Annotated in this window: 23 protein-coding genes; 16 read left to right on the top strand and 7 right to left on the bottom strand. The window is 72.2% G+C overall.

Annotated elements, in window-relative coordinates; all coding sequences use genetic code 11:
* Positions 1 to 37 precede the first annotated feature (37 nt).
* From glnE to QM792_RS03270, 4 genes are read left to right on the top strand one after another with little or no spacing between them, the layout of a single operon-like run.
* A complete protein-coding gene (gene glnE / locus QM792_RS03285) occupies positions 38 to 2,779 on the top strand; it encodes a bifunctional [glutamate--ammonia ligase]-adenylyl-L-tyrosine phosphorylase/[glutamate--ammonia-ligase] adenylyltransferase (RefSeq protein ID WP_415147753.1) in 2,742 nt (913 codons plus the stop codon).
* On the top strand, positions 2,776 to 3,369 hold the full coding sequence (gene rrtA, locus QM792_RS03280; protein WP_415147752.1) for a rhombosortase: 594 nt from the start codon (positions 2,776 to 2,778) through the stop codon (positions 3,367 to 3,369). Before glnE ends, rrtA begins: the two co-directional genes overlap by 4 nt.
* A complete protein-coding gene (locus tag QM792_RS03275) occupies positions 3,356 to 4,255 on the top strand; it encodes a DMT family transporter (RefSeq protein ID WP_415147751.1) in 900 nt (299 codons plus the stop codon). The genes rrtA and QM792_RS03275 overlap by 14 nt, the downstream gene beginning before the upstream one ends.
* A gap of 48 nt (positions 4,256 to 4,303) precedes the next feature.
* Positions 4,304 to 4,873 carry a glutathione peroxidase gene (locus QM792_RS03270; protein ID WP_415147750.1) on the top strand — a complete coding sequence of 190 codons (570 nt, stop codon included), beginning with the start codon at positions 4,304 to 4,306 and terminating at the stop codon, positions 4,871 to 4,873.
* Between the two features lie 219 nt (positions 4,874 to 5,092).
* Here QM792_RS03270 and corA read toward each other — a convergent pair whose 3' ends face one another.
* The gene (gene corA, locus QM792_RS03265; RefSeq protein WP_415147749.1) at positions 5,093 to 6,055 is read right to left on the bottom strand and encodes a magnesium/cobalt transporter CorA; all 963 of its coding nucleotides are present in this window, start codon (positions 6,053 to 6,055) and stop codon (positions 5,093 to 5,095) included.
* 258 nt (positions 6,056 to 6,313) lie between these two features.
* Between corA and hpf the strand changes: the two genes are divergently transcribed.
* The 3 genes from hpf to hprK all read left to right on the top strand — a co-directional run bounded on the left by hpf (position 6,314) and on the right by hprK (position 8,271).
* Entirely contained in the window at positions 6,314 to 6,655 is a 342-nt protein-coding gene (hpf, locus tag QM792_RS03260; protein ID WP_415147748.1) for a ribosome hibernation-promoting factor, HPF/YfiA family, read from the top strand.
* Positions 6,656 to 6,836: 181 nt separating this feature from the next.
* Positions 6,837 to 7,307, top strand: a complete 471-nt coding sequence (locus tag QM792_RS03255; RefSeq protein ID WP_415147747.1) for a PTS sugar transporter subunit IIA — start codon at positions 6,837 to 6,839, stop codon at positions 7,305 to 7,307.
* 7 nt (positions 7,308 to 7,314) lie between these two features.
* Positions 7,315 to 8,271 carry an HPr(Ser) kinase/phosphatase gene (gene hprK / locus QM792_RS03250; RefSeq protein ID WP_415147746.1) on the top strand — a complete coding sequence of 319 codons (957 nt, stop codon included), beginning with the start codon at positions 7,315 to 7,317 and terminating at the stop codon, positions 8,269 to 8,271.
* 4 nt (positions 8,272 to 8,275) lie between these two features.
* Here the strand turns inward: hprK and QM792_RS03245 are convergent, their stop codons facing one another.
* Positions 8,276 to 9,349: an aminoglycoside phosphotransferase family protein gene (locus QM792_RS03245; RefSeq protein WP_415147745.1), complete on the bottom strand. Its 1,074-nt coding sequence runs from the start codon at positions 9,347 to 9,349 to the stop codon at positions 8,276 to 8,278.
* 145 nt (positions 9,350 to 9,494) lie between these two features.
* Between QM792_RS03245 and QM792_RS03240 the strand changes: the two genes are divergently transcribed.
* From QM792_RS03240 to rsmA, 3 genes are read left to right on the top strand one after another with little or no spacing between them, the layout of a single operon-like run.
* Positions 9,495 to 11,831: an LPS-assembly protein LptD gene (locus QM792_RS03240; RefSeq protein WP_415147744.1), complete on the top strand. Its 2,337-nt coding sequence runs from the start codon at positions 9,495 to 9,497 to the stop codon at positions 11,829 to 11,831.
* Complete coding sequence (locus tag QM792_RS03235; RefSeq protein WP_415147743.1) at positions 11,828 to 13,150, top strand: peptidylprolyl isomerase; 1,323 nt, start codon at positions 11,828 to 11,830, stop codon at positions 13,148 to 13,150. The genes QM792_RS03240 and QM792_RS03235 overlap by 4 nt, the downstream gene beginning before the upstream one ends.
* A gap of 4 nt (positions 13,151 to 13,154) precedes the next feature.
* Positions 13,155 to 14,021 carry a 16S rRNA (adenine(1518)-N(6)/adenine(1519)-N(6))-dimethyltransferase RsmA gene (gene rsmA / locus QM792_RS03230; RefSeq protein ID WP_415147742.1) on the top strand — a complete coding sequence of 289 codons (867 nt, stop codon included), beginning with the start codon at positions 13,155 to 13,157 and terminating at the stop codon, positions 14,019 to 14,021.
* Positions 14,022 to 14,071: 50 nt separating this feature from the next.
* Here the strand turns inward: rsmA and QM792_RS03225 are convergent, their stop codons facing one another.
* From QM792_RS03225 to QM792_RS03210, 4 genes are all read right to left on the bottom strand, one after another.
* Entirely contained in the window at positions 14,072 to 14,254 is a 183-nt protein-coding gene (locus tag QM792_RS03225) for a hypothetical protein (protein WP_415147741.1), read from the bottom strand.
* Positions 14,233 to 14,670 carry a barstar family protein gene (locus tag QM792_RS03220; protein WP_415147740.1) on the bottom strand — a complete coding sequence of 146 codons (438 nt, stop codon included), beginning with the start codon at positions 14,668 to 14,670 and terminating at the stop codon, positions 14,233 to 14,235. Before QM792_RS03220 ends, QM792_RS03225 begins: the two co-directional genes overlap by 22 nt.
* Entirely contained in the window at positions 14,667 to 14,996 is a 330-nt protein-coding gene (locus QM792_RS03215; protein WP_415147893.1) for a ribonuclease domain-containing protein, read from the bottom strand. Before QM792_RS03215 ends, QM792_RS03220 begins: the two co-directional genes overlap by 4 nt.
* Before the next feature lie 353 nt (positions 14,997 to 15,349).
* A complete protein-coding gene (locus QM792_RS03210) occupies positions 15,350 to 17,665 on the bottom strand; it encodes an NADP-dependent malic enzyme (RefSeq protein WP_415147739.1) in 2,316 nt (771 codons plus the stop codon).
* A 160-nt stretch (positions 17,666 to 17,825) separates the two neighbouring features.
* Here QM792_RS03210 and QM792_RS03205 point away from each other — a divergent pair, with 160 nt between their 5' ends.
* From QM792_RS03205 to QM792_RS03180, 6 genes are all read left to right on the top strand, one after another.
* Positions 17,826 to 19,913, top strand: a complete 2,088-nt coding sequence (locus QM792_RS03205) for a sensor histidine kinase (protein WP_415147738.1) — start codon at positions 17,826 to 17,828, stop codon at positions 19,911 to 19,913.
* Positions 19,910 to 20,566: a response regulator transcription factor gene (locus QM792_RS03200; protein ID WP_415147737.1), complete on the top strand. Its 657-nt coding sequence runs from the start codon at positions 19,910 to 19,912 to the stop codon at positions 20,564 to 20,566. The genes QM792_RS03205 and QM792_RS03200 overlap by 4 nt, the downstream gene beginning before the upstream one ends.
* Positions 20,567 to 20,640: 74 nt before the next feature.
* Positions 20,641 to 21,600, top strand: a complete 960-nt coding sequence (gene thiL / locus QM792_RS03195; protein ID WP_415147736.1) for a thiamine-phosphate kinase — start codon at positions 20,641 to 20,643, stop codon at positions 21,598 to 21,600.
* A 6-nt stretch (positions 21,601 to 21,606) separates the two neighbouring features.
* Complete coding sequence (locus tag QM792_RS03190; RefSeq protein ID WP_415147735.1) at positions 21,607 to 22,113, top strand: phosphatidylglycerophosphatase A; 507 nt, start codon at positions 21,607 to 21,609, stop codon at positions 22,111 to 22,113.
* Positions 22,113 to 22,601, top strand: coding sequence for a CinA family protein (locus tag QM792_RS03185; protein WP_415147734.1), 489 nt, complete (start codon positions 22,113 to 22,115; stop codon positions 22,599 to 22,601). Before QM792_RS03190 ends, QM792_RS03185 begins: the two co-directional genes overlap by 1 nt.
* The gene (locus tag QM792_RS03180; protein WP_415147733.1) at positions 22,598 to 23,485 is read left to right on the top strand and encodes a 2-hydroxyacid dehydrogenase; all 888 of its coding nucleotides are present in this window, start codon (positions 22,598 to 22,600) and stop codon (positions 23,483 to 23,485) included. Before QM792_RS03185 ends, QM792_RS03180 begins: the two co-directional genes overlap by 4 nt.
* Before the next feature lies 1 nt (position 23,486).
* Here QM792_RS03180 and holA read toward each other — a convergent pair whose 3' ends face one another.
* The gene (holA, locus tag QM792_RS03175) at positions 23,487 to 24,587 is read right to left on the bottom strand and encodes a DNA polymerase III subunit delta (protein WP_415147732.1); all 1,101 of its coding nucleotides are present in this window, start codon (positions 24,585 to 24,587) and stop codon (positions 23,487 to 23,489) included.

Genomic DNA, 24,587 nt, shown 5'->3' with positions numbered 1-24,587 from the left:
CGCGGGCCAATCTAGCACACTGACCCCCACCGAAACGATGGGTTCCGCCTCGCATTCCGCCCCGGACTCGCAACATCCCGTGACGCCGGCGGCCCACGCCGGGCACAGCCGCTTCGTGCAGCGCATCCGGCGCCGCTACGCCGGCGAGCTGGCGCTGCTGCCGCCGGGCCTGCCGCGCCGCGACGCCATCGTCGCGCTGGTGGCCGCGCTGCGCGAGGGCGGCCGCCCGCTGGCCGGCGCGCTGCGCGTGGCGCGCCACCTCGTGCTGGAGCGCCTGGCGGTGCTCGACGTCGAGCAGGGCTGCGCGATGCAGGACGTGACGCTGGCGATGACCGAGCTGGCCGAGGCCACGCTCGACCTGGCGCTGGCCCACGCGATCGCCGAGCAGTCGGTGCGCCACGGCCTGCCGCGCACCGAGGCCGGCGGCGACATCGAGTTCTGGGTCGTCGGCATGGGCAAGCTCGGCGCGCGCGAGCTGAACGTCTCGTCCGACATCGACCTGGTCTACGTCTACGAGGACGAGGGCCAGACCGACGGCGCCGTGCCGGTCAGCGCGCACGAGTTCTTCGCGCAGGTGGCGCGCAACCTGTACACGCTGATCGGCGAGACCACCGACGACGGCTTCGTGTTCCGCGTCGACCTGGCGCTGCGGCCGAACGGCAACTCCGGCCCGCCGGTGGTGAGCCTGGACATGCTGGAGCAGTACCTCCAGGTGCAGGGCCGCGAATGGGAGCGCTTCGCCTGGCTGAAGAGCCGCGTGGTGGCGCCGCGCGCGAGCGTGGGCAACGGCCGCGCGCTGCCGCTGCGCGACATCATCACCAGCTTCGTCTACCGCAAGTACCTCGACTACGGCGTCTTCGAGGGCCTGCGCCAGTTGCACCGCAAGGTGCGCGACGAGGCTCAGCGCCGCGCCGCCGGCCGCCCCGAGCGCGCCAACGACGTCAAGCTCTCGCGCGGCGGCATCCGCGAGATCGAGTTCATCGTGCAGTTGCTGCAGGTGGTGCGCGGCGGCCAGTTCCCCGAGATGCGCACGCGCTCGACGCTCAAGGCGCTGTCGCGCCTGGCCGCCAGCGGGCTGATGAAGCCCGACAGCGCGACGCGGCTGGCCGACGCCTACGTGTTCCTGCGCCGCGTCGAGCACCGCATCCAGTACCTCGACGACCAGCAGACGCACCTGCTGCCCACCGCCGACGGCGACCTGAACTGGATCGCCCGCAGCCTCGGCCTGGCCTGCGACGCCGACGCCTGCGAACTGCTCGACCGCCTGGGCGAAACGCGCGAGTTCGTCGCGCTCGAGTTCGACGCGCTGCTGCACGACGGCCGCGAATCGGCCGGCGCCGCCGGCGGCTGCAAGGGCTGCGGCACCGCCGCGGCGCTGGACAGCGAGGCCTTCGCCGAGCGGCTGCCCGAGGCGCTGGCCGAGCGTGTGCGCCACCTGTGCGCGCAGCCCAAGGTGCGCGCGCTGCGCGAGGAAAGCAAGGCGCGCCTGGCGCGGCTGATCACGCGCGCCGCGCAGGCCGCGCAGCGCGGCGACTGCACGATGGACGCGGCGACGCGCTTCGTCGACTGGGTCGAGCCGCTGCTGCGCCGCGAGAGCTACCTCGCGCTGCTGGTCGAGCGCGCCGAGGTGCAGCAGCGCCTGCTGCGCCTGCTCGGCCTGGCGCGCTGGCCGATGCGCTACCTGATGCGCCACCCCGGCGTGATCGACGAGCTGGCCGACCAGCGCCTGCTGAACGGCCGCTTCGACGCCGCCGAGTTCGCCGCCGAGCTGGAGGCGCGCCACCAGGCCTGGGAGCGCTCCGGCCAGGCCGACCCGGAGGCGCTGCTCGACACGCTGCGCCGCGCCCACCACGCCGAGGTGTTCCGCACGCTGGTGCGCGACGTCGAATCGCACATCACCGTGGAGCAAGTGGCCGACGAACTCTCGGCGCTGGCCGACGCGACGCTGGCGCAGACGCTCGCCTGGGCCTGGAAGCACCTGAAGCAGGCGCACCGCCCCGAGCCGCGCTTCGCGGTGATCGCCTACGGCAAGCTCGGCGGCAAGGAGCTGGGCTACGGCAGCGACCTCGACCTCGTCTTCCTCTACGACGACGAGGACGAGCGCGCCGCCGAGGTCTACGGCGCCTTCACGCGCAAGCTGATCGGCTGGCTGACGCTGCGCACCGCGGCCGGCGAGCTGTTCGAGATCGACACCGCGCTGCGGCCGAACGGCAACTCGGGAATGCTGGTCACCTCGATGGCCTCGTTCGAGAAGTACCAGAGCGGCCGCGGCAGCAACACCGCGTGGACCTGGGAGCACCAGGCGCTGACGCGCGCGCGCTGGTGCGCCGGGCTGGCCGAGCTGGCGCCGCGCTTCGAATCGGTGCGCCGCGCGGTGCTGGCCGCGCCGCGCGACCACGCCGCGCTGCGCGAGGAGGTGCGCGCGATGCGCGAGAAGCTGCGCGCCGCGCGGCCGGTGCCGGCGGGCCGCTTCGACGTCAAGCACAGCCCGGGCGGCATGGTCGACGCCGAGTTCGCGGTGCAGTACCTGGTGCTCGCGCACGGCGCGGCGCACGCCGGGCTGCTCGACAACAAGGGCAACATCGCGCTGCTGCAGCGCGCGCAGGACGCCGGGCTGCTGCCCGAGGGCGTCGGCACGCGCGCCGCCGACGCCTACCGCGAGCTGCGCCGCGCCCAGCACCGCGCGCGGCTCGACGAGCAGCCGACGCAGCTCGACCCCGAGGCGCTGGCCGAACACCGCGACGCCGTGCTGGCGCTGTGGCGCACGGTGTTCGGTTGAACGCGCCCGCGCCGCGCGGCTGGCTCGCGCTGACGGCCGTGCTGGCGCTGGCCGCGCTGGGCGGCTGGTGGCTGCCGCGCAGCGCGCTCGACTGGCAGCCGGCGCTGGCCGCGCGCGAGCCGTGGCGGGCGCTGACGGCGGTGGCGGTGCACTACAGCGCGCTGCACCTGGGCGCCAACCTCGCCGGCGCGGCGCTGGTCGGCGCGCTGGGCGTGGCGGCGCGCGTGCCGCGCGCCTTCGTGCTGGCCTGGCTGGCCGCCTGGCCGCTCACCCAGTTCGGCCTGCTGCTGCGGCCCGACCTGCCGCACTACGGCGGGCTGTCGGGCGTGCTGCACGCGGGCGTGACCGTGGCGGCGCTGTGGCTGCTGGCGCGCGAGCGCGGCCGGCGCCAGCTCGTCGGCGCGGCCCTGCTGGCCGCGCTGCTGCTCAAGATCCTCGGCGAATCGCCCTGGGGCCCGGCGGTGCAGGCGCGCGCCGGCTGGGACATCGCCATCGCCCCCTTCGCCCATGCCAGCGGCGCCGTCTGCGGGCTGCTGTGCGCGCGTCTCGCGCTGTTGTTCGCCTCCCCTGCCCACCATGCCAAGCCCTGAACGCAAGACCCGTCTCGACACGCTGGCGATCGCCTCGCTGGTGCTGTGCTGCTTCCTGTGGGGCCTGAACCAGGTGGCCGCCAAGGTGGCGATCGCCGAGGTGCCGCCGCTGGCGCAGGCCGCGCTGCGTTCGCTCGGCGGCGCGGCGCTGGTGTTCCTGTGGGCGCGCTGGCGCGGCATCGCGCTGTTCGCCAGGGACGGCTCGCTGGGCGGCGGGCTGGTCTCCGGCCTGCTGTTCGCCGCCGAGTTCGGCTGCATCTTCGTCGGCCTGCAATACACCACCGCCTCGCGCATGGCGGTGTTCATCTACATCTCGCCCTTCGTCGTCGCGCTGGGCATGCCCTTCATCTCCGCCGCCGAGAAGCTCAAGCCGCTGCAGATGGCCGGGCTGCTGATCGCCTTCGCCGGCGTCGCCTGGGGCTTCGCCGAGGGCTTCACGCAGCCGGCGGCCGGCGAGTTGCAATGGCTGGGCGACGCGCTGGGCGTCGCCGCCGGCGTGCTGTGGGGCGCGACCACGCTGGCGATCCGCGGCAGCCGGCTGGCCGCCGCCTCGGCCGAGAAGACGCTGCTGTACCAGTTGGCGATCTCGGGCGCGGCGCTGGCGCTGGCGGCGGCGCTGAGCGCCCAGCCCTGGGCGCCCACGCTGTCGGCGCTGACCTGGGCGTCGCTGGTCTTCCAGGTGGTGGTGGTGACCTTCGCCAGCTACCTGCTGTGGTTCTGGCTGGTGCGCCACTACCCGGCCACGCGGCTGGCCTCGTTCACGCTGCTGACGCCGGTGTTCGGCCTGCTGCTGGGCGCGCTGCTGCTGGGCGAGCCGATCACGCCGAGGCTGGTGATCGCGCTGGCCGCGGTGTCGGGCGGCATCGTGCTCGTCAACCGCAACTGAAAGCCCGTGCGCCTTGTACGGGCCCGCCGCGCCGCCTAGGATGCACGCATGGACCTGCCACGCCGCCGCCTGCTGATCGCCGCCGCGCTGGCCGGCAGCGGCGCGGCGCGCGCCGCCGGGGCGAGCTGCTCGCCGCTGCTGGCGCGCAGCTTCCCGCGCCTGCAGGACGAAAAGCCGCAGGACCTATGCCAGTACGCCGGCCGCGTGCTGGTGGTGGTCAACACCGCCAGCTTCTGCGGCTTCACCGGGCAGTACAAGTCGCTCGAGGCGCTGCACGCGCGCTACCGCGAGCGCGGCCTGGTGGTGCTGGGTTTCCCGTCCAACGACTTCGGCCAGCAGGAGCCCGGCAGCGCCAAGGAGATCGCCGACTTCTGCGAAGGCACCTACGGCGTCAAGTTCCCGATGTTCGCCAAGTCGCGCGTCGCCGCCTCGGCCGGCGCCGAGGCCAACCCGCTGTTCGCCGAGCTGGCGCGGCGCACCGGCCAATGGCCGAAATGGAACTTCCACAAGTACCTGGTCGCCCGCGACGGCGCGAGCGCCACGAGTTTCGCCAGCAAGGTCGACCCGCTCGACCGCCCCTTCGTCGCCGAGGTGGAGCGGCGGCTCGCCGCCACCTGAACGCCGTCACGTCCGGTTGCGAACCGGCCAGGGAACTCGGCGCCGCCGGCCGTGTCTGAGTGTTCGGGCGGCGCGCCGCGTCGCCCACGGTTTTGTGTTGCGGAGCCTTCCGGCCTCGGCCGGATGAAATCCCCGGGTGGTTCTCCTCCTCCCTCCCTCCTCCCTCTTCGCCCGGGGGCGCTCCGCAGCAATCTTCTTGCCCGGCCCCGGCTGCCCGGTTCAGCGCAGCCAGCCCTTGCGGCGGAAGTAGAGGAAGGGAGCGGCCACCGAGGCCACCATCAGCCCGATCGCGAACGGATAGCCGTAGCGCCAGTTCAGCTCGGGCATGGCCTGGAAGTTCATGCCGTAGATGCTGGCGATCAGCGTCGGCGGCAGCAGCGCGACGCTGGCCACCGAGAAGATCTTGATGATCTTGTTCTGGTTGATGTTGATGAAGCCGACCGTGGCGTTCATCAGGAAGTTGATCTTGTCGAACAGGAAGGTGGTGTGCGAGTCGAGCGAGTCGATGTCGCGCATGATCTGGCGCGCCTCCTCGAACTGCTCGGCGTTGAGCAGCCGGCTGCGCATCATGAAGCTGACCGCGCGGCGCGTGTCCATCACGTTGCGGCGGATGCGGCCGTTCAAGTCTTCCTCGCGCGCGATCGCGGCCAGCACCTCGGCGGCCACCTGGTCGTTGACGTCGCGCTTGAGCACGCGCTCGCTGATCGCCTCCAGGCTGTCGTAGATGCCCTCCAGCGCGTCGGCGCTGTACTCGGCGTCGGCGTCGTAGAGCTTGAGCAGCACGTCCTTGGCGTCGTCGATCAGCGCCGGGATGCGCCGCGCGCGCAGGCGCAGCAGCCGGAACACCGGCAGTTCCTCGCCGTGCACCGAGAACAGCACGTTCTTGAACAGGATGAAGGCCACGCGCACGTTGCGCGCACGCTCGTCGTCGTCGATCAGGAAGTCGGAGCGGATGTGCAGCTCGCCGTTGTCTTCCTCGTAGAAGCGGGCGGACTCCTCCAGATCCTCGTCGACCACGTCCTGCGGGATGGTCAGGCCGTAGTGGCGGGCGATCCAGCCCTTTTCCTCGGGCGTGGGCGCGTCGAGATCGACCCAGATCGGCTTGACGCGCGCCAGCGCGTCGAAGCTCTCGATCTCTTCCTGGAACAGCCGGCCGTTGGCCAGCGAGAACACGTTCAGCATGGGGGCTCCAGCATGGCCCGGGGGAGAAAGCGTCAGGTGGAATGCTCGTGACCGCCGCGCCCCTGCGTGGAGCGCACGGTCACCGGAAAGGCGGCGCGTCCAAGTCGAACTCCGTGGATGAGCGACTGTCGATTATTGCATCGGCAAGCGCATGCAGGCGGGGTCTCGCACGCCCGCGCCCGGCGGCTTGTCAGCCCCGGCCAACGGGGGCACACTGGGTTCGACAAGCTCTTCCCCACGCCTGCGAAAGGAGTACCCATGAACCTGACGATCAGCGGCCATCACCTCGAAGTGACGCCGGCTCTGCGAGAGTATGTGCTCACAAAGCTGGATCGTGTCACGCGCCATTTCGACCAGGTGGTGGACATCAACGTGCTGTTGTCAGTCGAGAAGCTGAAGGAGAAGGAGCGCCGCCAGAAGGCCGAGGTGACGCTGCACGTGAAGGGCAAGGACATCTTCGTCGAGCAGTCGCACGAGGATCTGTACGCCGCCATCGACATGCTGATGGACAAGCTCGACCGCCAGGTCTGCCGCCACAAGGACAAGGTGCAGGATCACCACCACGCCTCGGCCAAGCGCATCGCCGAGTCGGCGCCCTGACGCGGCGCCCCTCCCCTGTAACGAGCGGCCCCGCGGGGCCGCTTTTTCGTGGGTGCACGGACCCGGCCGCGTTGCTGCGACGCAGCAGCCGGCGCAGAATGCCGCACGCGACTTCATAATCCCGTCAACTGCATTGCCAGCGGCTGCCGCGGCCACGAGCCCGGGGTCACACGTATCACCGATGAACCGCCTCGCCGCCATCCTGCCCGCCAGCAACGTGCTCGTGGACGTGGACGCCACCAGCAAGAAGCGCGTCTTCGAGCAGGCGGGCCTGCTGTTCGAGAACCAGCACGCCATCGCCCGCGCCATCGTGGCCGACAACCTGTTCGCGCGCGAGCGGCTCGGCTCGACCGGCCTGGGCCACGCGGTGGCGATCCCGCACGGCCGCATCAAGGGCCTGAAGAACCCGCTGGCCGCGGTGATCCGCGTGCAGCAGCCGATCCCGTTCGACGCCCCCGACGACGAGCCGGTGCTGCTGCTGATCTTCCTGCTGGTGCCCGAGGCGGCCACGCAGCGGCACCTGGAGATCCTCTCCGAGATCGCCGAGATGCTGTCCGACCGCGAACTGCGCGAGCGCCTGAAGACCGAGCCCGAGGCGGCCAAGGTGCACGAGCTGATCTCCAACTGGGAACCGCTCAAGTCGGTCGCCTGAGACCCTCGTGAAGCCCACCGTCATCAGCGCCGAGGCGCTCTTCGAGGAGCACCGCCCGGCGCTGCAGTGGGAGTGGATCGCCGGCCACGCGCACCCCGAGCGGCGCTTCGACGAGGCCGCGGTGCGCAACGCGCAGTCGGCCGCCGACTTGGTCGGCTACCTGAACTACATCCACCCCTACCGCGTGCAGATCGTCGGGCGCCGCGAGGTGGCCTACCTGAACGACGCGACGCCCGAGGTGGTGGAGCGCCGCATCTCGCGCATCGTCACGCTGGAGCCGCCGGTGCTGATCGTCGCCGACGGGCAGGTGCCGCCCGACAAGCTGGTGGCGATGTGCGACCGCGCCGAGATCCCGCTGTTCGCCACCGTCGAATCGGCCGGCCACGTGATCGACGTGGTGCGCGGCTACCTGGGCCAGCACTTCGCCGAGCGCACCACGCGCCACGGCGTGTTCATGGACATCCTCGGCCTGGGCGTGCTGCTGACCGGCGAATCGGGCCTGGGCAAGAGCGAACTCGGCCTGGAGCTGATCTCGCGCGGCCACGGCCTGGTGGCCGACGACGCGGTCGACCTGTTCCGCGTCTCGCAGACCGCGCTCGAGGGGCGCTGCCCCGAGCTGCTGCTCAACCTGCTCGAAGTGCGCGGCATCGGCCTGCTGGACATCAAGGCCATCTTCGGCGAGACGGCGGTGCGGCGCAAGATGCGCCTGAAGCTGATCGTGCACCTGGTGCGCAAGGAGACGATGGACCGCGAGTTCGAGCGCCTGCCCTACGAGCCGCTGTACGAGGAGATCCTCGACGTGCCGGTGCGCAAGGCGGTGATCGCGGTGGACGCCGGCCGCAACCTCGCGGTGCTGGTGGAAGCGGCGGTGCGCAACACCATCCTGCAACTGCGCGGCATCGACACCTACCAGGAGTTCATCGAGCGCCACCAGCGCGCGATGCAGAAGACCTCCGACAACTAGGCGGCTAGTAGAACGCCTCGACGCGGTCGGTGCCCATCAGGGGTTCGAGCAGGCGCGCCAGCGCACCCAGGCCGTTGTAGCGCGTCGCCACCTTGTGCGCGTAGGCGAAGAAGCGCGGCAGGTCCTCGCTGTACTTCGGCTTGCCGTCGCGGTGCTTCAGGCGGCAGAAGATGCCCAGCACCTTGAGGTGGCGCTGCAGGCCCATCCATTCGAGCTGGCGCCAGAACTCGCCGAAGTCGTCGGCCGGCGGCAGGCCGGCCTGGCGCGCCGCCTCCCAGTAGCGCACCGCCCAGTCGACCTCCTGCTCCTCGTCCCAGGAGATGAAGGCGTCGCGCAGCAGCGAGGCCACGTCGTAGCTGATCGGCCCGCGCACCGCGTCCTGGAAGTCGAGGATGCCGGGGCCGGCCCCGGTCACCATCAGGTTGCGCGGCATGTAGTCGCGGTGCACCGCCACCACCGGCTGCGCCAGTGCGCTGCGCACCAGCAGCTCGCAGGCGGCGTCCCACTGCTGGCGCTGCGCCTCGCTCCACGACTGGCCGAACTCGCGCGCCACGCACCACTCGGGAAACAGCGCCAGCTCGCGGCGCAGCAGCGCGTCGTCGTAGGGCGGCAGCCCGCTCGCGTCGGCGCGCGACTGCCATTGCACCAGCGCGGCGATCGCGGCGCGCATCAGCGCGTCGGCCTGCTTCGCCTCGCCGCGCTCGACGGCTTCGCGCAGCTCGGCGAGGTACAGGCGCGAGCCCAGGTCGCTGAGCAGCAGGAAGCCCCGAGCCTCGTCCCGCTCGATCACCTGCGGCGCGAGCAGGCCGGCCTCGTGCAGCAGCCGCGCCACCGCGACGAAGGGGCGCACGTCTTCCTGCGGCGGCGGCGCGTCCATCACGATGAAGCTCGGGTGGGCTCCCCCCGCCTCGGCGTCGATGCGGAAATAGCGCCGGAAGCTGGCGTCGCTGGAGGCGCTGCGCAGGCTGGCCGGCACGAGGCGGTGCGCCGGGGCGATGCCGGCCAGCCAGCGTTCGAACGCGGCGCGGCGCGCCTCGTCGTGCCAGGCGATGGGGGGGTGGGAAACAGGGGCGGTCACGGGCGGGGCGGGCGGTGCGAGGCGGGAAGCCTCGTGGATAATTCATTCTACAAACCGCCCCCGCCGTTCCGCGGCGTCCACGCCGCCCGTGTCGCTCCCGCCTTCCTCGCTTCGTTCCCGCCGCTGGCGTCTCGCGCCGCTGGCCGTGGCGCTTGCGGCCGCCGGGGGCGCGCGTGCCCAAAGCGCCGCGAGCGTCGATGAACCCGCGCTGCCGCTGCAATCGCTGACGACGCTGAAACCGCCGCCGCGCGGCGAGGCCGCCAAGGCGCTGCCCATCATCCTGCGCGCGCGCAGCCTGCGCGGCCGGCCCGACCTGGAAACCGTCGCCGAAGGCGAGGCGGAGTTCCGCCGCGGCGGCCTGCTGCTCAGCGCCGACCAGTTGAGCTACCTGCATTCCGACGATCTCGCCGTCGCGCGCGGCAACGTGCGCATCACCCGCGACGGCAACGTCTACAGCGGGCCCGAACTGCAGCTTCACGTGCAGCGCTTCGAGGGCTTCTTCCTGCAGCCGGAGTACCACTTCGGCCGCACCGGCGCCGGCGGCACCGCTCGCCGCATCGACTTCATCGACGAGCAGCGCGCGGTGGCCAGCGGCGCCACCTACACGAGCTGCCCGGTCGAGCCCGGCGGCGGCGAGCCGGCCTGGCTGCTGTCGACCGACAAGGTGCGCATGGACTTCGAGGCCAACGAGGGCATCGCCGAGCACGCGGTGCTGCGCTTCTACGGCGTGCCCATCCTCGGCGCGCCGGTGCTGAGCTTTCCGCTGTCCGACGAGCGCAAGTCGGGCTGGCTGCCGCCGTCGATCAACATCGACAGCAAGAGCGGCCTGCAGCTCTCGGTGCCGTGGTACTGGAACATCGCGCCGAACCGCGACGCGACGCTGACGCCGATGGTCTCGGCCAAGCGCGGCGTCGGCGGCGAGGCGGAGTTCCGCTACCTCGAGCCTGGCTACCACGGGCGCATCAACCTGCACGGCCTGCCGAACGACCGGCTCGCCGGCCGCGCGCGCTACGCGCTGCAGCTCGAGCACGAAAGCACGCTGCCGCTGGGCGCGAGCTTCTCGATGAAGGGGCTGCGCGTCTCGGACGACATCTACTGGAAAGACTTCCCGAGCGCGGTGCCCAGCCTCACGCCGCGCCTGCTGCTGGCCGACGCGGCGCTGCGGCGCGACTTCGACGGCTGGAGCGGCTACGCACGTGTGCACCGCTGGCAGGTGCTGCAGGATGCCGACGCGCGCATCGAGGCGCCCTACGACCGCGCGCCGCAGGTCGGCGTGCGCGGCACGCGGCGCTTCGGCAACGGCTTCGAGTTCGCGCTGGAGACCGAGCTGAACCGCTTCGCGATCCCGACCGACGGCCTGGCCGACCCGCTGGGCGCCACGCAGCGCCCGACCGGCGTGCGCTGGCACGCGCTGGGCAGCATCGCGCGGCCGTTCGGCACGCCGGGCTGGACGGTGACGCCGCGCGCCTCCTTCAACGCCGCGGCCTATTCGCTCGACGAGCCGCTGGCCGGGCGGCGCAGCGTCTCGCGCGTGATCCCGACGCTGAGCGTCGACAGCCACTGGCAGTTCGAGCGCGACGCCAACTGGTTCGGCCGCGACGTGCGCCAGACGCTCGAGCCTCGCCTCATGTACGTCAACACGCCGTACCGCGCGCAGGACGCGCGGCTGGCCTTCGACACCGCGCAGCGCGACTTCAACTTCGAGTCGCTGTACGCGGAGAACGCCTTCTCGGGCGTCGACCGCGTCTCCGACGCCCACCAGATCACCGCCGGCGTGACCACGCGCTTCCTCGACCCCGCCACCGGCGCCGAGGCGCTGCGCCTGGGCATGGTGCAGCGCTACCTGTTCCGCGACCAGCGCATCACCGGCGAATGCAGCAACTCGACCGACCCGCTCGTCGCGCCCGACTGCAAGCCGCTGACGCAGCGCTTCTCCGACGTGCTGCTGCTCGGCTCGACGACGCTGTCCAAGCGCTGGAACCTGGACGGCTCGATCCAGTACAGCCCCGACCTGAAGCGCACGGTGCGCTCCATCCTGGGCGCGCGTTACTCGCCCGGGCCGTACCGCACCTTCGGCCTCACCTACCGGCTGACGCGCAAGCTCTCCGAGCAGGTCGAGCTGGGCTGGCAATGGCCGCTGTACGGCCGCACGCCGGCCGAGGCCGCGGCCGGCGGCGGCGGCAGCCAGTGCAAGGGAAGCTGGTACAGCGTCGGGCGCATCAACTACAGCCTGCGCGACAGCCGCGTCACCGATTCGGTGGTGGGCTTCGAGTACGACGCCGGCTGCTGGATCGGCCGCGTCGTCGCCGAACGGCTGTCGACCGGCCGCAGCGAGGCGACCACGCGGCTGATGCTGCAGCTCGAGCTGGTCGGCCTGTCGCGCCTGGGTTCCAACCCGTTGCAGGTCTTGAAGGACAATATCCCCGGCTACAAGCTGCTGCGCGAGGAGAACTCCACTCCCGCCGCGACCCGAACCCCATGACCCATGCCCTGTTCGCCTGGCGGCCCGCGCTGCTGGCCCTCCTGCTCGCCGCCGCGGCCCCCGCCGCATTGGCGCAGACACGCGCCGCGCCGGCGCGCACCGGCGACTACATCCTCGCCGTCGTCAACCAGGAGCTGGTGACGGCCTCCGAGCTGCAAGGCCGCATCGAGCGCGTGCGCGCCGAAGCGGCGCGCCAGCGCGCCACGCTGCCGCCGGACGACCAGCTCCGGCGCGAGCTGCTCGACGCGCTGATCGACGAGCGCGTGCAGCTCACCCACGCGCGCGAGAGCGGCGTGCGCATCGACGACGCCGAGCTCGACCGCGCGGTCAACAACGTCGCGGTGCAGAACCAGATCACGATGCCGCAACTGCGCGAGCGGCTGCGCAAGGAGGGCATCGACTACACGCGCTTTCGCAACAACGTGCGCGACCAGTTGCTGACCGAGCGCGTGCGCGAGCGCGAGGTGCAGGGCCGCATCCGCGTCACCGACGCCGACATCGACGCGCTGCTGGCCGAGCGCCGCGCGGCCGCGGGCTCCAGCGCCGAATACAACATCGCCCAGATCCTCGTGACCGTGCCCGACGGCGCGAGCGCCGAGGAGACCGCGCGGCGCCGCGAGCGCGCCGAACTCGCCCGCAAGCGCGTCGCCGTCGGCGAAGCCTTCGAGGCGGTGGCGCGCGAGCTGTCGGAGGACGCCAACCGCGCCGCCGGCGGAGCGATCGGCCTGCGCAGCGCCGAGCGCCTGCCCGACGTGTTCGTCGAGGCGGTCAAAGGCCTGCAACCCGGCGAGGTGGCGCCCGAACTGCTGCGCACCGGCGCCGGCTTCCACCTGCTCAAGCTGGTCGACAAGCGCGAGGGCGACGCCTTCCGCATCACGCAGACGCGCGCGCGCCACATCCTGCTGCGCCCCTCGGCGCAGCTCAGCACCGAGGCGGCGCAGGCCCGGCTGGCGGGCTTCCGCCAGCAGATCGAGAGCGGCCGGGCGAGCTTCGAGGCGCTGGCGCGCGACAACTCCGAGGACGGCAGCGCGCCGCAGGGCGGCGACCTGGGCTGGACCAGCCCCGGCACCTTCGTGCCCGAGTTCGAGGAGGCGATGAACCGGCTGCCGATCAACGGCCTGTCCGAGCCTATCGTCTCGCGCTTCGGCGTCCACCTGATCCAGGTGACCGAGCGCCGTCAGACGACGCTGGACGTCAAGCAGCAGCGCGAGCAGGCGCGCAACATCCTGCGCGAGCGCAAGTTCGACGAGGCCTACGACGAGTGGCTGCGCGAGCTGCGCGCGCGCGCCTACGTCGAGATGCGCGAGGCGCCGCAGTAGACCGATGGCGCAGAAGCCGCGGGCCGAGCGCCGGGCCGCTCCCGAGCCGGCCCGTATCCCCTCGGGGGATCGACCGGCGTACCCGCCGGCCGAGGGGCTCCATCAGGCGCGCAAGCGCTTCGGACAGCACTTCCTGGCCGACACGGCAGTGATCGACGCGATCGTCGCGGCGATCGATCCGCGCCCCGGCGAGGCCATCGTCGAGATCGGCCCCGGCCTGGGTGCGATGACGCAGCCGCTGCTGGAACGCTGCGGGCGGCTCACCGTGATCGAACTCGACCGCGACCTCGCCGCGAAGCTGCGCCGCGAGCCTCGGCTCGACGTGATCGAGGCCGACGTGCTGACGGTCGACTTCGCCGCGCTGGCCGGGCAAGCCGGTGGCAAGCTGCGCGTGGTCGGCAACCTGCCCTACAACATCTCCTCGCCGATCCTGTTCCACCTGCTGCCGGTGGCGAACCGCGTGATCGACCAGACCTTCATGCTGCAAAAGGAAGTGGTCGAACGCATGGCCGCCGCGCCGGGCGGCAAGGACTACGGGCGCTTGAGCGTGATGCTGCAATGGCGCTACGACATCGAGGCCATCCTCGACGTGCCGCCCGAGGCCTTCGAGCCGCCGCCGCGCGTCGACTCGGCGGTGGTGCGCATGCAGCCGCTGCCGGGCGTCGAACAGGTCGACGCCGCGCTGCTCGGCGAGCTGGTCACGGTGGCCTTCTCGCAGCGCCGCAAGCTGCTGCGCCACACGCTCGGGCGCTGGCTGGACGCGCGCGGCGCCGCCGGCGATTTCGATCTGCAACGCCGCGCCGAGGAGGTGCCGGTGGCCGAGTACCTCGCGCTGGCGCGGCGCATTCCTCGCACGGTGGCGCCGCAATGAAAACGGCGGCCGAAAGGCCGCCGTCATCCGAGAAGAACGTCAGCGCGCGATCAGGCGGCGTTCAGCCACATCGCGGTGTCGAAGGCGCTGCTCATCATCGGCATGTTCATGCCGAAGCTGGCATTGGCCGCGTTCTTGGCGGCCGGCTTGCCGGCGACGTTCTGGGTCGTTTCCGTCGCCCGCTCCCATGACCCTTGTTCCTGGGAGCGGGCTACTGAAAAGAATAGAAGCACCTGAATGGTATTCGTCGCTCGCCCCAGTAGTCGGCGGCGTCGCGGAACACGTCGAGAAGCTGCTCGCGCGCCTCGCGGTCGAAGCGCGGGTTGTCGGGCAGTTGCTCCAGCACCACCACGAAGCCCGGCTGCGTGCCGGCCTTGTGCACCAGGTCGGTCATGCAGTCGTAGAGCGCGTCCAGGTTCTTGCCGAAATGGGCGGGGAACATGAACGCCTGGGCGATGGCCTCGAGCACCTCCTGCTTCGACTGCGCCGAAGACAGGTTCGCATAGAGGAAATGCTGGCCGGCGCCTTCGGCGGCGGCCATCAAGTCCTCCACGCGGTAGGCGCGGATGGCCTGCACGATGTTCGGACGGACGGTCTGCAAGAGCATGGTCTCGTTCCTCGTTGTTTCACCAGATCCCGTGCCGATCACTCCACGATGCGGCGAAAGCTCGCGTAGTGGTCGGCGCTGTAGTAGCAGGCTTCAGGCGCGGTGGGCTGGCCGCCGCAGACGATCCGCCGGGCGCCGCGGTTCCTGGCGCCCGGTGTCCTGACGGTGTACTCGCGATAGAAGCCCCGCTTTTGCGGCGGCAGCATCCGTTCGCGGTTGCCGAACACCGAGCCGTCCTTGGAATACGGAAACGGCCCGCCGGACAGGATCAGCCGATGTGTCTTCACGGCCTCGGGCGGCAGTTCGGCGAGCGCCACGACGGCCGCCGCAGCCGACTCCCTGGCCTGCGCCGCTCCGTTCGGAAGCATTGCACCGGCCACGCCTGCCGCCGCCACCACGACCGCCAGCCCCGCTTGCCGAAGCCCACGCCACCGCAGTGACCGACCGAAGGAAGACACGGGTAATCCCTGAATCCAGAAGCTGGAATGGTAGCGAAATGGACGGGAAATCACAAGTCACTGCCACAAAATCGGGCAATGGTCATGGATTGTGAGTTTGCGCTCACAATCTCCGAAACGGCCATTCCATCGAAAAATACGCAGCGCGGTGGTCCACCGCAACAGGCGTGTGACAGCTTGCGCGCCGCAGCAATGCCCCCGCGCCACCGTGGTGCTTCACGGGCGCGCGGCGCCGTTCAATCGAACTGCATGACCGAACGGTGTCAGCGTCCGGCGTTGGCGTCTGCGACGGTCAGGGCGGTCATGTTGACGATGCGGCGCACGGTGGCCGAGGGGGTCAGCACGTGCACGGGCTTGGCGGCGCCGAGCAGCACCGGGCCGATCGCGATGCCGCCGCCGGCGGCCGTCTTGAGCAGGTTGTAGGCGATGTTGGCGGCGTCGATGTTGGGCAGCACCAGCAGGTTGGCGTCGCCCTTGAGCGTGCTGTGGGGCATCAGCGTCTGGCGCAGCGCGCCGTCGAGCGCCACGTCGCCGTGCATCTCGCCGTCCACCTGCAGCCACGGCGCCTGCTCGCGCAGCAGCGCCAGCGTGCCGCGGATCTTCACCGCGCTGGGGTGCTCGCTGGTGCCGAAGTTCGAGTGCGACAGCAGCGCCGCCTTGGGCTCGACGCCGAAGCGCAGCATCTCCTCGGCGGCCATCACGGTGATCTCGGCCAGCTCCGCGGCGCTGGGCTCGGCGTTGACGTGCGTGTCGACCAGGAAGACCTGCCGCCCCGGCAGCATCAGCCCGTTCATGCAGGCGTAGACGCTCGCGCCGCGCGCGCCGCCCGGGCCGCCCGGGCGCTTGCCGATCACCTGGTCGATGTAGAACAGGTGCGAGGCGGTGGTGCCCCAGGTGCCGCACAGCATGCCGTCGACCTCGCCCTTGTGCAGCAGCATCGAGCCGATCAGCGTCAGGCGCCGGCGCATCTCGATCTTGGCCACCTGCACCGTCACGCCCTTGCGCTCGGTCATGCGGTGGTAGGTCTGCCAGAAGTCGCGGTAGCGGTCGTCGCGCTCGACGTTGACGACGTCGTAGTCCACGCCTTCCTTCAGGCGCAGCCCGAAGCGCTCGACGCGCTGCGCGATCACCGCCGGGCGGCCGATCAGCGTCGGGCGCGCCAGGCCCTCGTCGGCCACCACCTGCACCGCGCGCAGCACGCGCTCCTCCTCGCCCTCGGCGTAGGCGACGCGGCGCGCGGCGGCGCGCTTGGCCAGCGCGAAGATCGGCTTCATCGTCTGGCCCGAGGCGTAGACGAAGGTGTGCAGCTTCTCGCGGTAGGCGTCGTGGTCGGCGATCGGGCGCAGCGCCACGCCGCAGTCGGCGGCGGCCTTGGCCACCGCCGGCGCGATCTTCATCATCAGGCGCGGGTCGAAGGGCTTGGGGATCAGGTACTCGGGCCCGAAGCTCAGCGTCGCGCCCGAATAGGCGGCGGCCACCACCTCGCTCTGCTCGGCCTGCGCCAGCTCGGCGATCGCGTGCACCGCGGCGATCTCCATCTCGTCGGTCACCGTGGTGGCGCCGCAGTCGAGCGCGCCGCGGAAGATGTACGGGAAGCACAGGACGTTGTTGACCTGGTTCGGGTAGTCGGTGCGGCCGGTGGCGATGATGGCGTCGTCGCGCACGGCCTTGACCTCTTCCGGCAGGATCTCCGGGGTCGGGTTGGCCAGCGCGAAGACGATGGGCCGCGCGGCCATCGTGGCGATCATCTCCTTCTTGACCACGCCGCCGGCCGACAGGCCGAGCACGATGTCGGCGCCGACGATGGCCTCGGCCAGCGTGCGCTGCGCGGTCTTCTGCGCGAAGAAGGCCTTGTCCTCGTCCATCAGCTCGGTGCGGCCCTCGTAGACCACGCCGGCCAGGTCGGTGACCCAGATGTTCTCGCGCGGCAGCCCGAGCTTGACCAGCAGCCCCAGGCAGGCCAGCGCCGCGGCGCCCGCGCCGGAGGACACGAGCTTGGCCTTCTTGATGTCCTTGCCGGCCACCTTCAGCGCGTTCATCAACGCCGCGCCGACCACGATGGCGGTGCCGTGCTGGTCGTCGTGGAAGACCGGGATCTTCATGCGGTCGCGCAGCTTGCGCTCGACGTAGAAGCAGTCCGGCGCCTTGATGTCCTCGAGGTTGACGCCGCCGAAGGTGGGTTCGAGCGCGGCGATGATGTCCACCAGCTTGTCGAGGTTCTTCTCGTTGACCTCGATGTCGAACACGTCGATGCCGGCGAACTTCTTGAACAGCACGCCCTTGCCTTCCATCACCGGCTTGGCCGCCAGCGGGCCAATGTCGCCCAGCCCGAGCACGGCGGTGCCGTTGGTGATCACCGCCACCAGGTTGCCGCGCGAGGTGTAGCGAAACGCGTTGGCCGCGTCGGCCACGATCTCCTCGCAGGCCGCCGCCACCCCCGGCGAGTACGCCAGCGACAGGTCGTGCTGGTTGACCAGTTGCTTGGTCGCCGCGATGGCAATCTTGCCCGGCGTCGGAAACTCGTGGTACTCCAGCGCCGCCTTCTTCAGTTCGGCGCGCTTGTCTTCGGGAGTCGACATGGCTTGTCTCGCGTGTGGTGTTCGTGTGCGCCGCGCGGCGGGGGGAGCGGATTGTAGGAGCAGCGGACGCCGCGGCTGCGCAGTGTCGGCCCGCCGGCGGCACCCGGCCATGCGCGAAAGTGCGTATCTGTTTTGACCCGGCGGAATGAATACTGCGCCCATGAAAGAGCCCTCCGCCGCGCCCGCGCGCCCGCGCAGCCGCCGCCTCGCGCTGTGGGGCGCGCTGGTGGCTCTGCTGGCGGTGGCGCAGTCGCTGCTCGTCTTCCTGACCGCCAACTACGAGCGCGTGCGCGCGCAGGACCAGGTCGAGGCCGCCGCCGCCAGCGCCGCCGCCGACGTGCGGCAGACGCTCGCGCGCCAGTTGCAGAGCCTGCAGGCGCTGCAATGGAACGACCCCGACGCGACGCGCTGGCGCGCCGAGGCGGCCGCGCTGCTGCACACGCGGCGCGAGCTGATGCGCATCGAGCGGCGCGATGAGGCGCTGCACGTCACCGACGCCGTCGACTCGCCCTACCAGGGCCCGATCTTCGGCCGCATCGCGCGCGGCGCCATCGAACTGGAGGCGCAGCTCGCCTGCGCCGGCGCGCGGCGCATCACCACGCCGACGTTCTCGCGCAGCTACTTCGTGCCGCTGGCCGACGGGCTCGGGCTGGAGGTCATCGACCTGTGCATCCCGGCGCAGCGCGCCGGCCGCTCCGACGGCGCGGTGGTGGCGACCTTCGCGCTCGGCGAGCTGCTGGAGGAAGCGGTCGGCGCCGAGATGATCCGCGGCCACGAGCTGTCGTTCGTCGAGGGCGACGGCACGCGGCTGGCGCGCGCCGGCGTGCGCCGCGGCGGCGGCGTGTTCGTCGCCGAGCGCATCGTCGACCTGCCCGGCCAGCCGCTGCAACTGCGCGTCGACAGCACGCGCGGCACGCCCAGCCTGATCCCCAACCTCGCGGTGGCGCTGGTGCTGGGCCTGTCGCTCGCGCTCGCGGTGGTGGTGATGCTGCTGGCGCGCGACGTGCGCCGCCGCGCCGCCGCCGAGGCGCGGCTCGCCGAAGCGCTCGCCTTCCGCAAGGCGATGGAGGATTCGCTGGTCACCGGCCTGCGCGCGCGCGACCTGAGCGGACACATCACGCACGTCAACCCGGCCTTCTGCGAGATGGTCGGCTTCAGCGCCGACGAGCTGATGGCGCCGGCCACGCCGCCCTACTGGCCGCCCGAGCTGGCCGACGAGTACACGCGCCGCCAGAGCGCGCGCCTGGGCGGCCCGGCCATGAGGCCGGGGCGCAGCGAGCAGGAGGCGCGCGCCGGCTTCGAGACCGTGTTCATGCGCCGCAACGGCGAGCGTTTTCCGGTGCTGATCTTCGAAGCGCCGCTGGTCGACGGCCAGGGCCAGCACACCGGCTGGATGAGCAGCGTGCTCGACCTGAGCGCGCAGCGCCGCGCCGAGGAACTGTCGCGCCAGCAGCAGGAGCGCCTGCAGGCCAGCGCGCGGCTGGCCACGGTGGGCGAGATGGCCTCGCTGCTCAGCCACGAGCTGAACCAGCCGCTGACGGCGATCGCCAGCTACGCGGCCGGCTCGCTGAACCTGCTCGGCCCGAACCCCGAACCCGGCGCGCCGGCCGAAGCCGAGACCGAGACGATGCTGCGTCAGGCCGCGCAGCGCATCGCCGAGCAGGCCGAGCGCGCCGGGCGCGTGATCAAGAGCGTGCACGACTTCGTGCGCCGCCGCGAGCAGGCGCGCGAGGCGCTGCGCGCCGACCTGCTGTTCGACGCGGTGATGCCGCTGGTCAAGCTGCAGGCGCGCAAGAGCGGCACGCGCATCGAGATCGACCTGCCCGACCCGTCGCCGCGCGTGGTGTGCGACCGCACGATGGTCGAGCAGGTGCTGCTCAACCTGACGCGCAACGGCATCCAGGCGATGGAAGACAGCACCGAGCCGGCGCGGCGCGTGCTGACGCTGAAAGCCCGGCAGACCCATGCGCGCTGGGTGAGCTTCAGCGTGATCGACCACGGCCCGGGCATTCCCGCCGACGTGGCGGCGCGCCTGTTCACGCCCTTCTTCACGACGCGCCGCGAGGGCATGGGCCTGGGCCTGAGCCTGTGCCGCACGGTGATCGAGCAGCACGGCGGCGCGCTCGATTTTGTCGCGCTGGCCGAGGCGGCGGGCGGCCCGGGCACCGAATTCCGGTTTACCCTTCCGGCCGACGGCGGCGAGCGCCCGGCCCGGACGGCCGGGCACGCCGCCGCGGTCCCCCGATGAACGCCACCGCCTCCCCGCTCGGACTGCCCATCGTGTACCTCGTCGACGACGAGGACGTCGTGCGCGACGCGCTCGGCTGGCTGCTGCGCTCGCGCCGCCTGCTGTGCGAGGGCTTCGCCAGCGCCGAGGCCTTCGAGGCGATGCTCGACGCCAAGCCGCCTGCCGCGCTGGCCGAGTGGCCGCGCTCGCCGAGCTGCCTGCTGCTGGACGTGCGCATGCCCGGCATGAGCGGGCTGTCGCTGTTCGAGCGCCTGGTCGAGCGCGGGCTGATCGCGGCACTGCCGGTGATCTTCCTGACCGGCCACGGCGACGTGCCGACCGCGGTGGCCGCCGTCAAGCGCGGCGCCTTCGACTTCGTCGAGAAGCCGTTCTCCGACAACACGCTGGTCGACCGCATCGAGCAGGCGCTCGCGCTCAGCGAGGCGGCGATCCACGCGCGCCTGGGCCGCGAGGGCGTGCGCCGCCGCCTGGGCGAGCTGACCGAGCGCGAGCGCGAGGTGATGCGCCTGGTGGTCGAGGGACGGCCCAACAAGCTGATCGCCGACGAACTGGACATCAGCGTGCGCACCGTCGAGGTCCACCGCGCGCGCGTGTTCGAGAAGATGGACGTGCGCTCGGCCGTCGAGCTGGCCAACCTGCTGCGCGAGGCCTGACACAGCCCCCGTTCGCCCTGAGCCTGTCGAAGGGCCCGGCCCGAACGGGATGCGTACGCGGCGACAATCGCCGCATGTCCCTCGGCGAATTCGACCTGATCGCGAAGTACTTCACCCGCCCGGTGCGCCGCGCCGCGCTCGGCATCGGCGACGACTGCGCGCTGCTCGCGCCGGCGCCGGGCATGCAGCTCGCGGTGTCCAGCGACATGCTGGTCGAGGGCCGGCACTTCCTGTCCACCGTGGCGCCCGACCGGCTCGGCCACAAGGCGCTGGCGGTCAACCTCAGCGACCTCGCCGCCTGCGGCGCGCAGCCGCTGGCCTTCACGCTCGCGCTGGCGCTGCCGCGCGCCGACGAGCGCTTCCTGGAAGGCTTCGCGCGCGGCCTGTTCGCGCTCGCCGACGCGCACGCCATCGAGCTGGCCGGCGGCGACACCACGCAGGGGCCGCTGGCGATCTGCATCACCGTGATGGGCGAGCTGCCCGCGGGCGGCGCGCTGCTGCGCTCGGGCGCGCGCCCCGGCGACGATCTGTGGATCAGCGGCGCGCCCGGCGACGCGCGCCTCGCGCTGGAGGTGTTTCGCGGCACGGCGAGCCTGGACGCGCGGGCCTTCGAGGCGGTGCGCGCGGCGATGGAGCGGCCGCAGCCGCGCATCGCGCTGGGCCTCGCGCTGCGCGGCGTGGCGACGAGCGCGATCGACGTCTCCGACGGCCTGCTCGGCGACCTCGCCCACATCCTGCGCCGCTCGGGCGTCGGCGCCGTCGTCGAGGTCGACGCCGTGCCGCGCAGCGCCGTGCTGGCCGCGCAGCCGCCGGCGCTGCAACGCGAATGCACGCTGGCCGGCGGCGACGACTACGAGCTGCTGTTCACCACGCCGGCCGCGCGGGCCGAGCAGGTCCGCGCGGCCGGCCGCGCGGCGCAGACGGCGGTGACGCGCATCGGCCGCATCGAGGCCGGCCCGGGGCTGCGCCTGGTCGACCGCGACGGCCGCGCCGTGGCCGACAGCTTCGGCTCCTTCGACCACTTCCGGAGCTGAGAACCCATGCGGCCGACCTGGCGCTTCATGTTCGCGCACCCGGCGCGCCCGATCGCGCTCGGCTTCGGCGCCGGCCTCGCGCCCTGGGCGCCGGGCACGGTGGGCACGCTGTGGGCCTGGGCCGCCTACGCGGTCCTGCGCCCCGGCTTCGACGACGCGCAGTGGGGCCTCGTGATGGCCGCCGGCTTCGTGCTCGGCTGGTGGGCCTGCACGCTGACCGCGCGCCACATGGCCGTGGCCGACCCCGGTGCGATCGTGTGGGACGAGGTGCTCGCCTTCTGGCTGGTGCTGTGGCTGGCGATGCCGATGGGTTTTTTCGGGCAGGCCGTGGCCTTCGCGCTGTTCCGCTACTTCGACGCCGCCAAGCCCGGGCCGGTGGCCTGGGCCGACAAGCTCTTCAAGCAGCGCGCCGGCCAGGGCATCGGCTGGGCGCAGGGCTTCGGCATCCTGTTCGACGACCTGGTGGCGGCGCTGTGCACGCTGCTCGTGATCGCGCTGTGGAGGTGGTGGTGATGAGGCGCTTCGAGGCCGAGGTGCTGGCGCTCGGCGAGGCGCTGCGCGCGCGCGGCGACAAGCTGGCGGCGGCCGAATCGTGCACCGGCGGGCTGATCGCCGCGGCCTGCACCTCGGTGGCCGGCTCCAGCGACTGGTTCGAGCGCGGCTTCGTGACCTACTCGAACGAGGCCAAGAGCGAGTGCCTGGGCGTGCCGGCCGCGCTGATCGCCGCGCACGGCGCGGTCAGCGAGCCGGTGGCCTGCGCGATGGCCGAGGGCGCGCTGGCGCACTCGCGCGCGCAGTGGGCGCTGGCCGTCACCGGCATCGCCGGGCCGGGCGGCGCGGTGCCGGGCAAGCCGGTGGGCACGGTGTGGCTGGCGCTGGCCCGGGCCGGCGAGGCGCCGCATGCCGAGTGCCTGCACCTCGACGGCGACCGCACGGCGGTGCGCGAGCAGACGCTGCGCCACGCGCTGGCGCGCCTGCGCGCGGCGCTGGAGCGCGCATGAGCGTGCTGCTCACCGGCCGCTTCGACGCGGGCGAGCGCGACGAATGGCTCGCGCTGCTGCGCGCCGAACTGCCGGCCGAGCGCCTGGTCACCGAGCCGGAGGAAGCGGTCGACGTGGCCATCGTCGCCAACCCGCCGGCCGGCGCGCTGCAAGGGCTGCCGAAGCTGGCGCTGATCCAGTCGCTGTGGGCCGGGGTCGACAGGCTGCTCGCCGACACGAGCATCCCGGCGCAGGTGCCGATCGCGCGCATGGTCGATCCGGCGATGAACGAGGCGATGGCCGAGACGGCGCTGTGGGCGGTGCTCAGCCTGCAACGCGACTTCTTCGACTACGCGCGCCAGCAGGCCGCGACGCAGTGGCAGCCGCATCCGCAGCGGCGCGCCGACGAGCTGCCGGTGCTGGTGCTCGGCCGCGGCCAGATGGGCGCGACGGTGGCGCGGCGCCTGGCCGCCAACGGCTACACCGTCTCGGCCTGGGGCTCGCGCGACGGCGCGCTGGCGCCGCGCCTGGCCGACGCCGCCGTGGTGATCAACCTGCTGCCGCTGACGCCGGCCACGCGCGGCATCTTCGACGCCGCGACGCTGGCCGCGATGCGCCCCGGCGCCAGCCTCGTCAACCTGGCGCGCGGCGCGCACGTGGTCGATGCCGCGCTGCTGGCCGCGCTCGACGCCGGCCACCTGCGCCACGCGGTGCTCGACGTGTTCCACGCCGAGCCGCTGCCGCGCGAGCACCGCTACTGGTCGCACCCCCGGGTGACGCTGCTGCCGCACGTCGCGGCCGCCACCGATGCGCGCAGCGCGGCGGCGGTCGCGGCGGCCAACCTGAAGCGCTTTCGCGCCGGCGCGCCGCTGGCGCACCTGGTCGACCGCGCGCGCGGCTACTGAATCAGGCGCGCAGCGCCAGGTGCGGCGCCGCGACGCGCGAGCGGCCGTTGCCGGCCGGCGCCGCCGCCAGCGCCTCGATCAGCATCAGCACCAGGCGGCGCAGCGCCTCCCAGGCGTCGAGCGGCCAGTCGGGGTGGCGCAGGCCCTTGACCAGACCGTCGCAGACCTGCGCCGCTTCGAGCAGCGCGGCGATGGCGTTGTCGGTCAGCAGCGGCACGGCGCGCTCGAACAGTCGTTCCTTCGCGCCCCAGACGCGGTTCTCGCGCAAGGCCATCGGCAGCGGCTTGCCGGCGCCGACCGCGTCGCGCACGCGCTTCAGGGCGCGGATGTCCTCGGCCAGCGTCCAGTGCACCAGCACCGCGGCCTCGCCCTCGGCCTGCAGGCCTTCGAGCATGCGCAGCGCGCGCCCCACCTGGCCGGCCAGCACCGCCTCGCCGAGCTTGAAGACGTCGTAGCGCGCCACGTTCAGCACCGCCGCCTCGACCTGCTCGAAACCCAGCTCGCCGGCCGGGTAGAGCAGGCCGAGCTTCTGGATCTCCTGGTGCGCGGCGAGCAGGTTGCCTTCGACGCGGTCGGCGAAGAAGGCCAGCGTGCGCTGGCCCTCGTCGCCGCCCTGCACACGCTGGCCCTGCGCGGCCAGGCGCTGTGCGATCCACTGCGGCAGCGCCTTGCGCTCCACCGGGTCGACACGCACCGTGACGCCGGCGGCGTCGAGCGCGCCGAACCAGGCGCTGCTTTGCTGGCTGCGGTCCAGGCGTGGCAACTGCACGAGGGTGACGATGTCGTCGCTCAGTTGTTCGCAGTAGCGCTGCAAGGCCTCCGAGCCGTCCTTGCCCGGCTTGCCGCCCGGGATGCGGATCTCGATCAACTGCCGCTGCGCGAACAGGCTCAGCGCCTGCGAGGCGCCGAGCAGGCTGCTCCAGTCGAAGTGCGCGCCGCTGACGGTGTGCACCTGGCGCTCGCCGCAACCGGCGGCGCGCGCCGCGGCGCGGATCGCGTCGCCGGCCTCCTGCGCCAGCAGCGGCTCGTCGCCCCACACGGTGTACAGCGGCTTGACGCCCCGGGCGAGGTGCGCGGCGAGCTGGTCGGCGCGGACTTGCAT

The organism is Piscinibacter sp. (assembly GCF_047600445.1).
Taxonomy (GTDB): domain Bacteria; phylum Pseudomonadota; class Gammaproteobacteria; order Burkholderiales; family Burkholderiaceae_C; genus Piscinibacter.
Note: the sequence above shows the minus strand (reverse complement) of the source record. Positions and strands in the feature narration are given on the sequence as shown.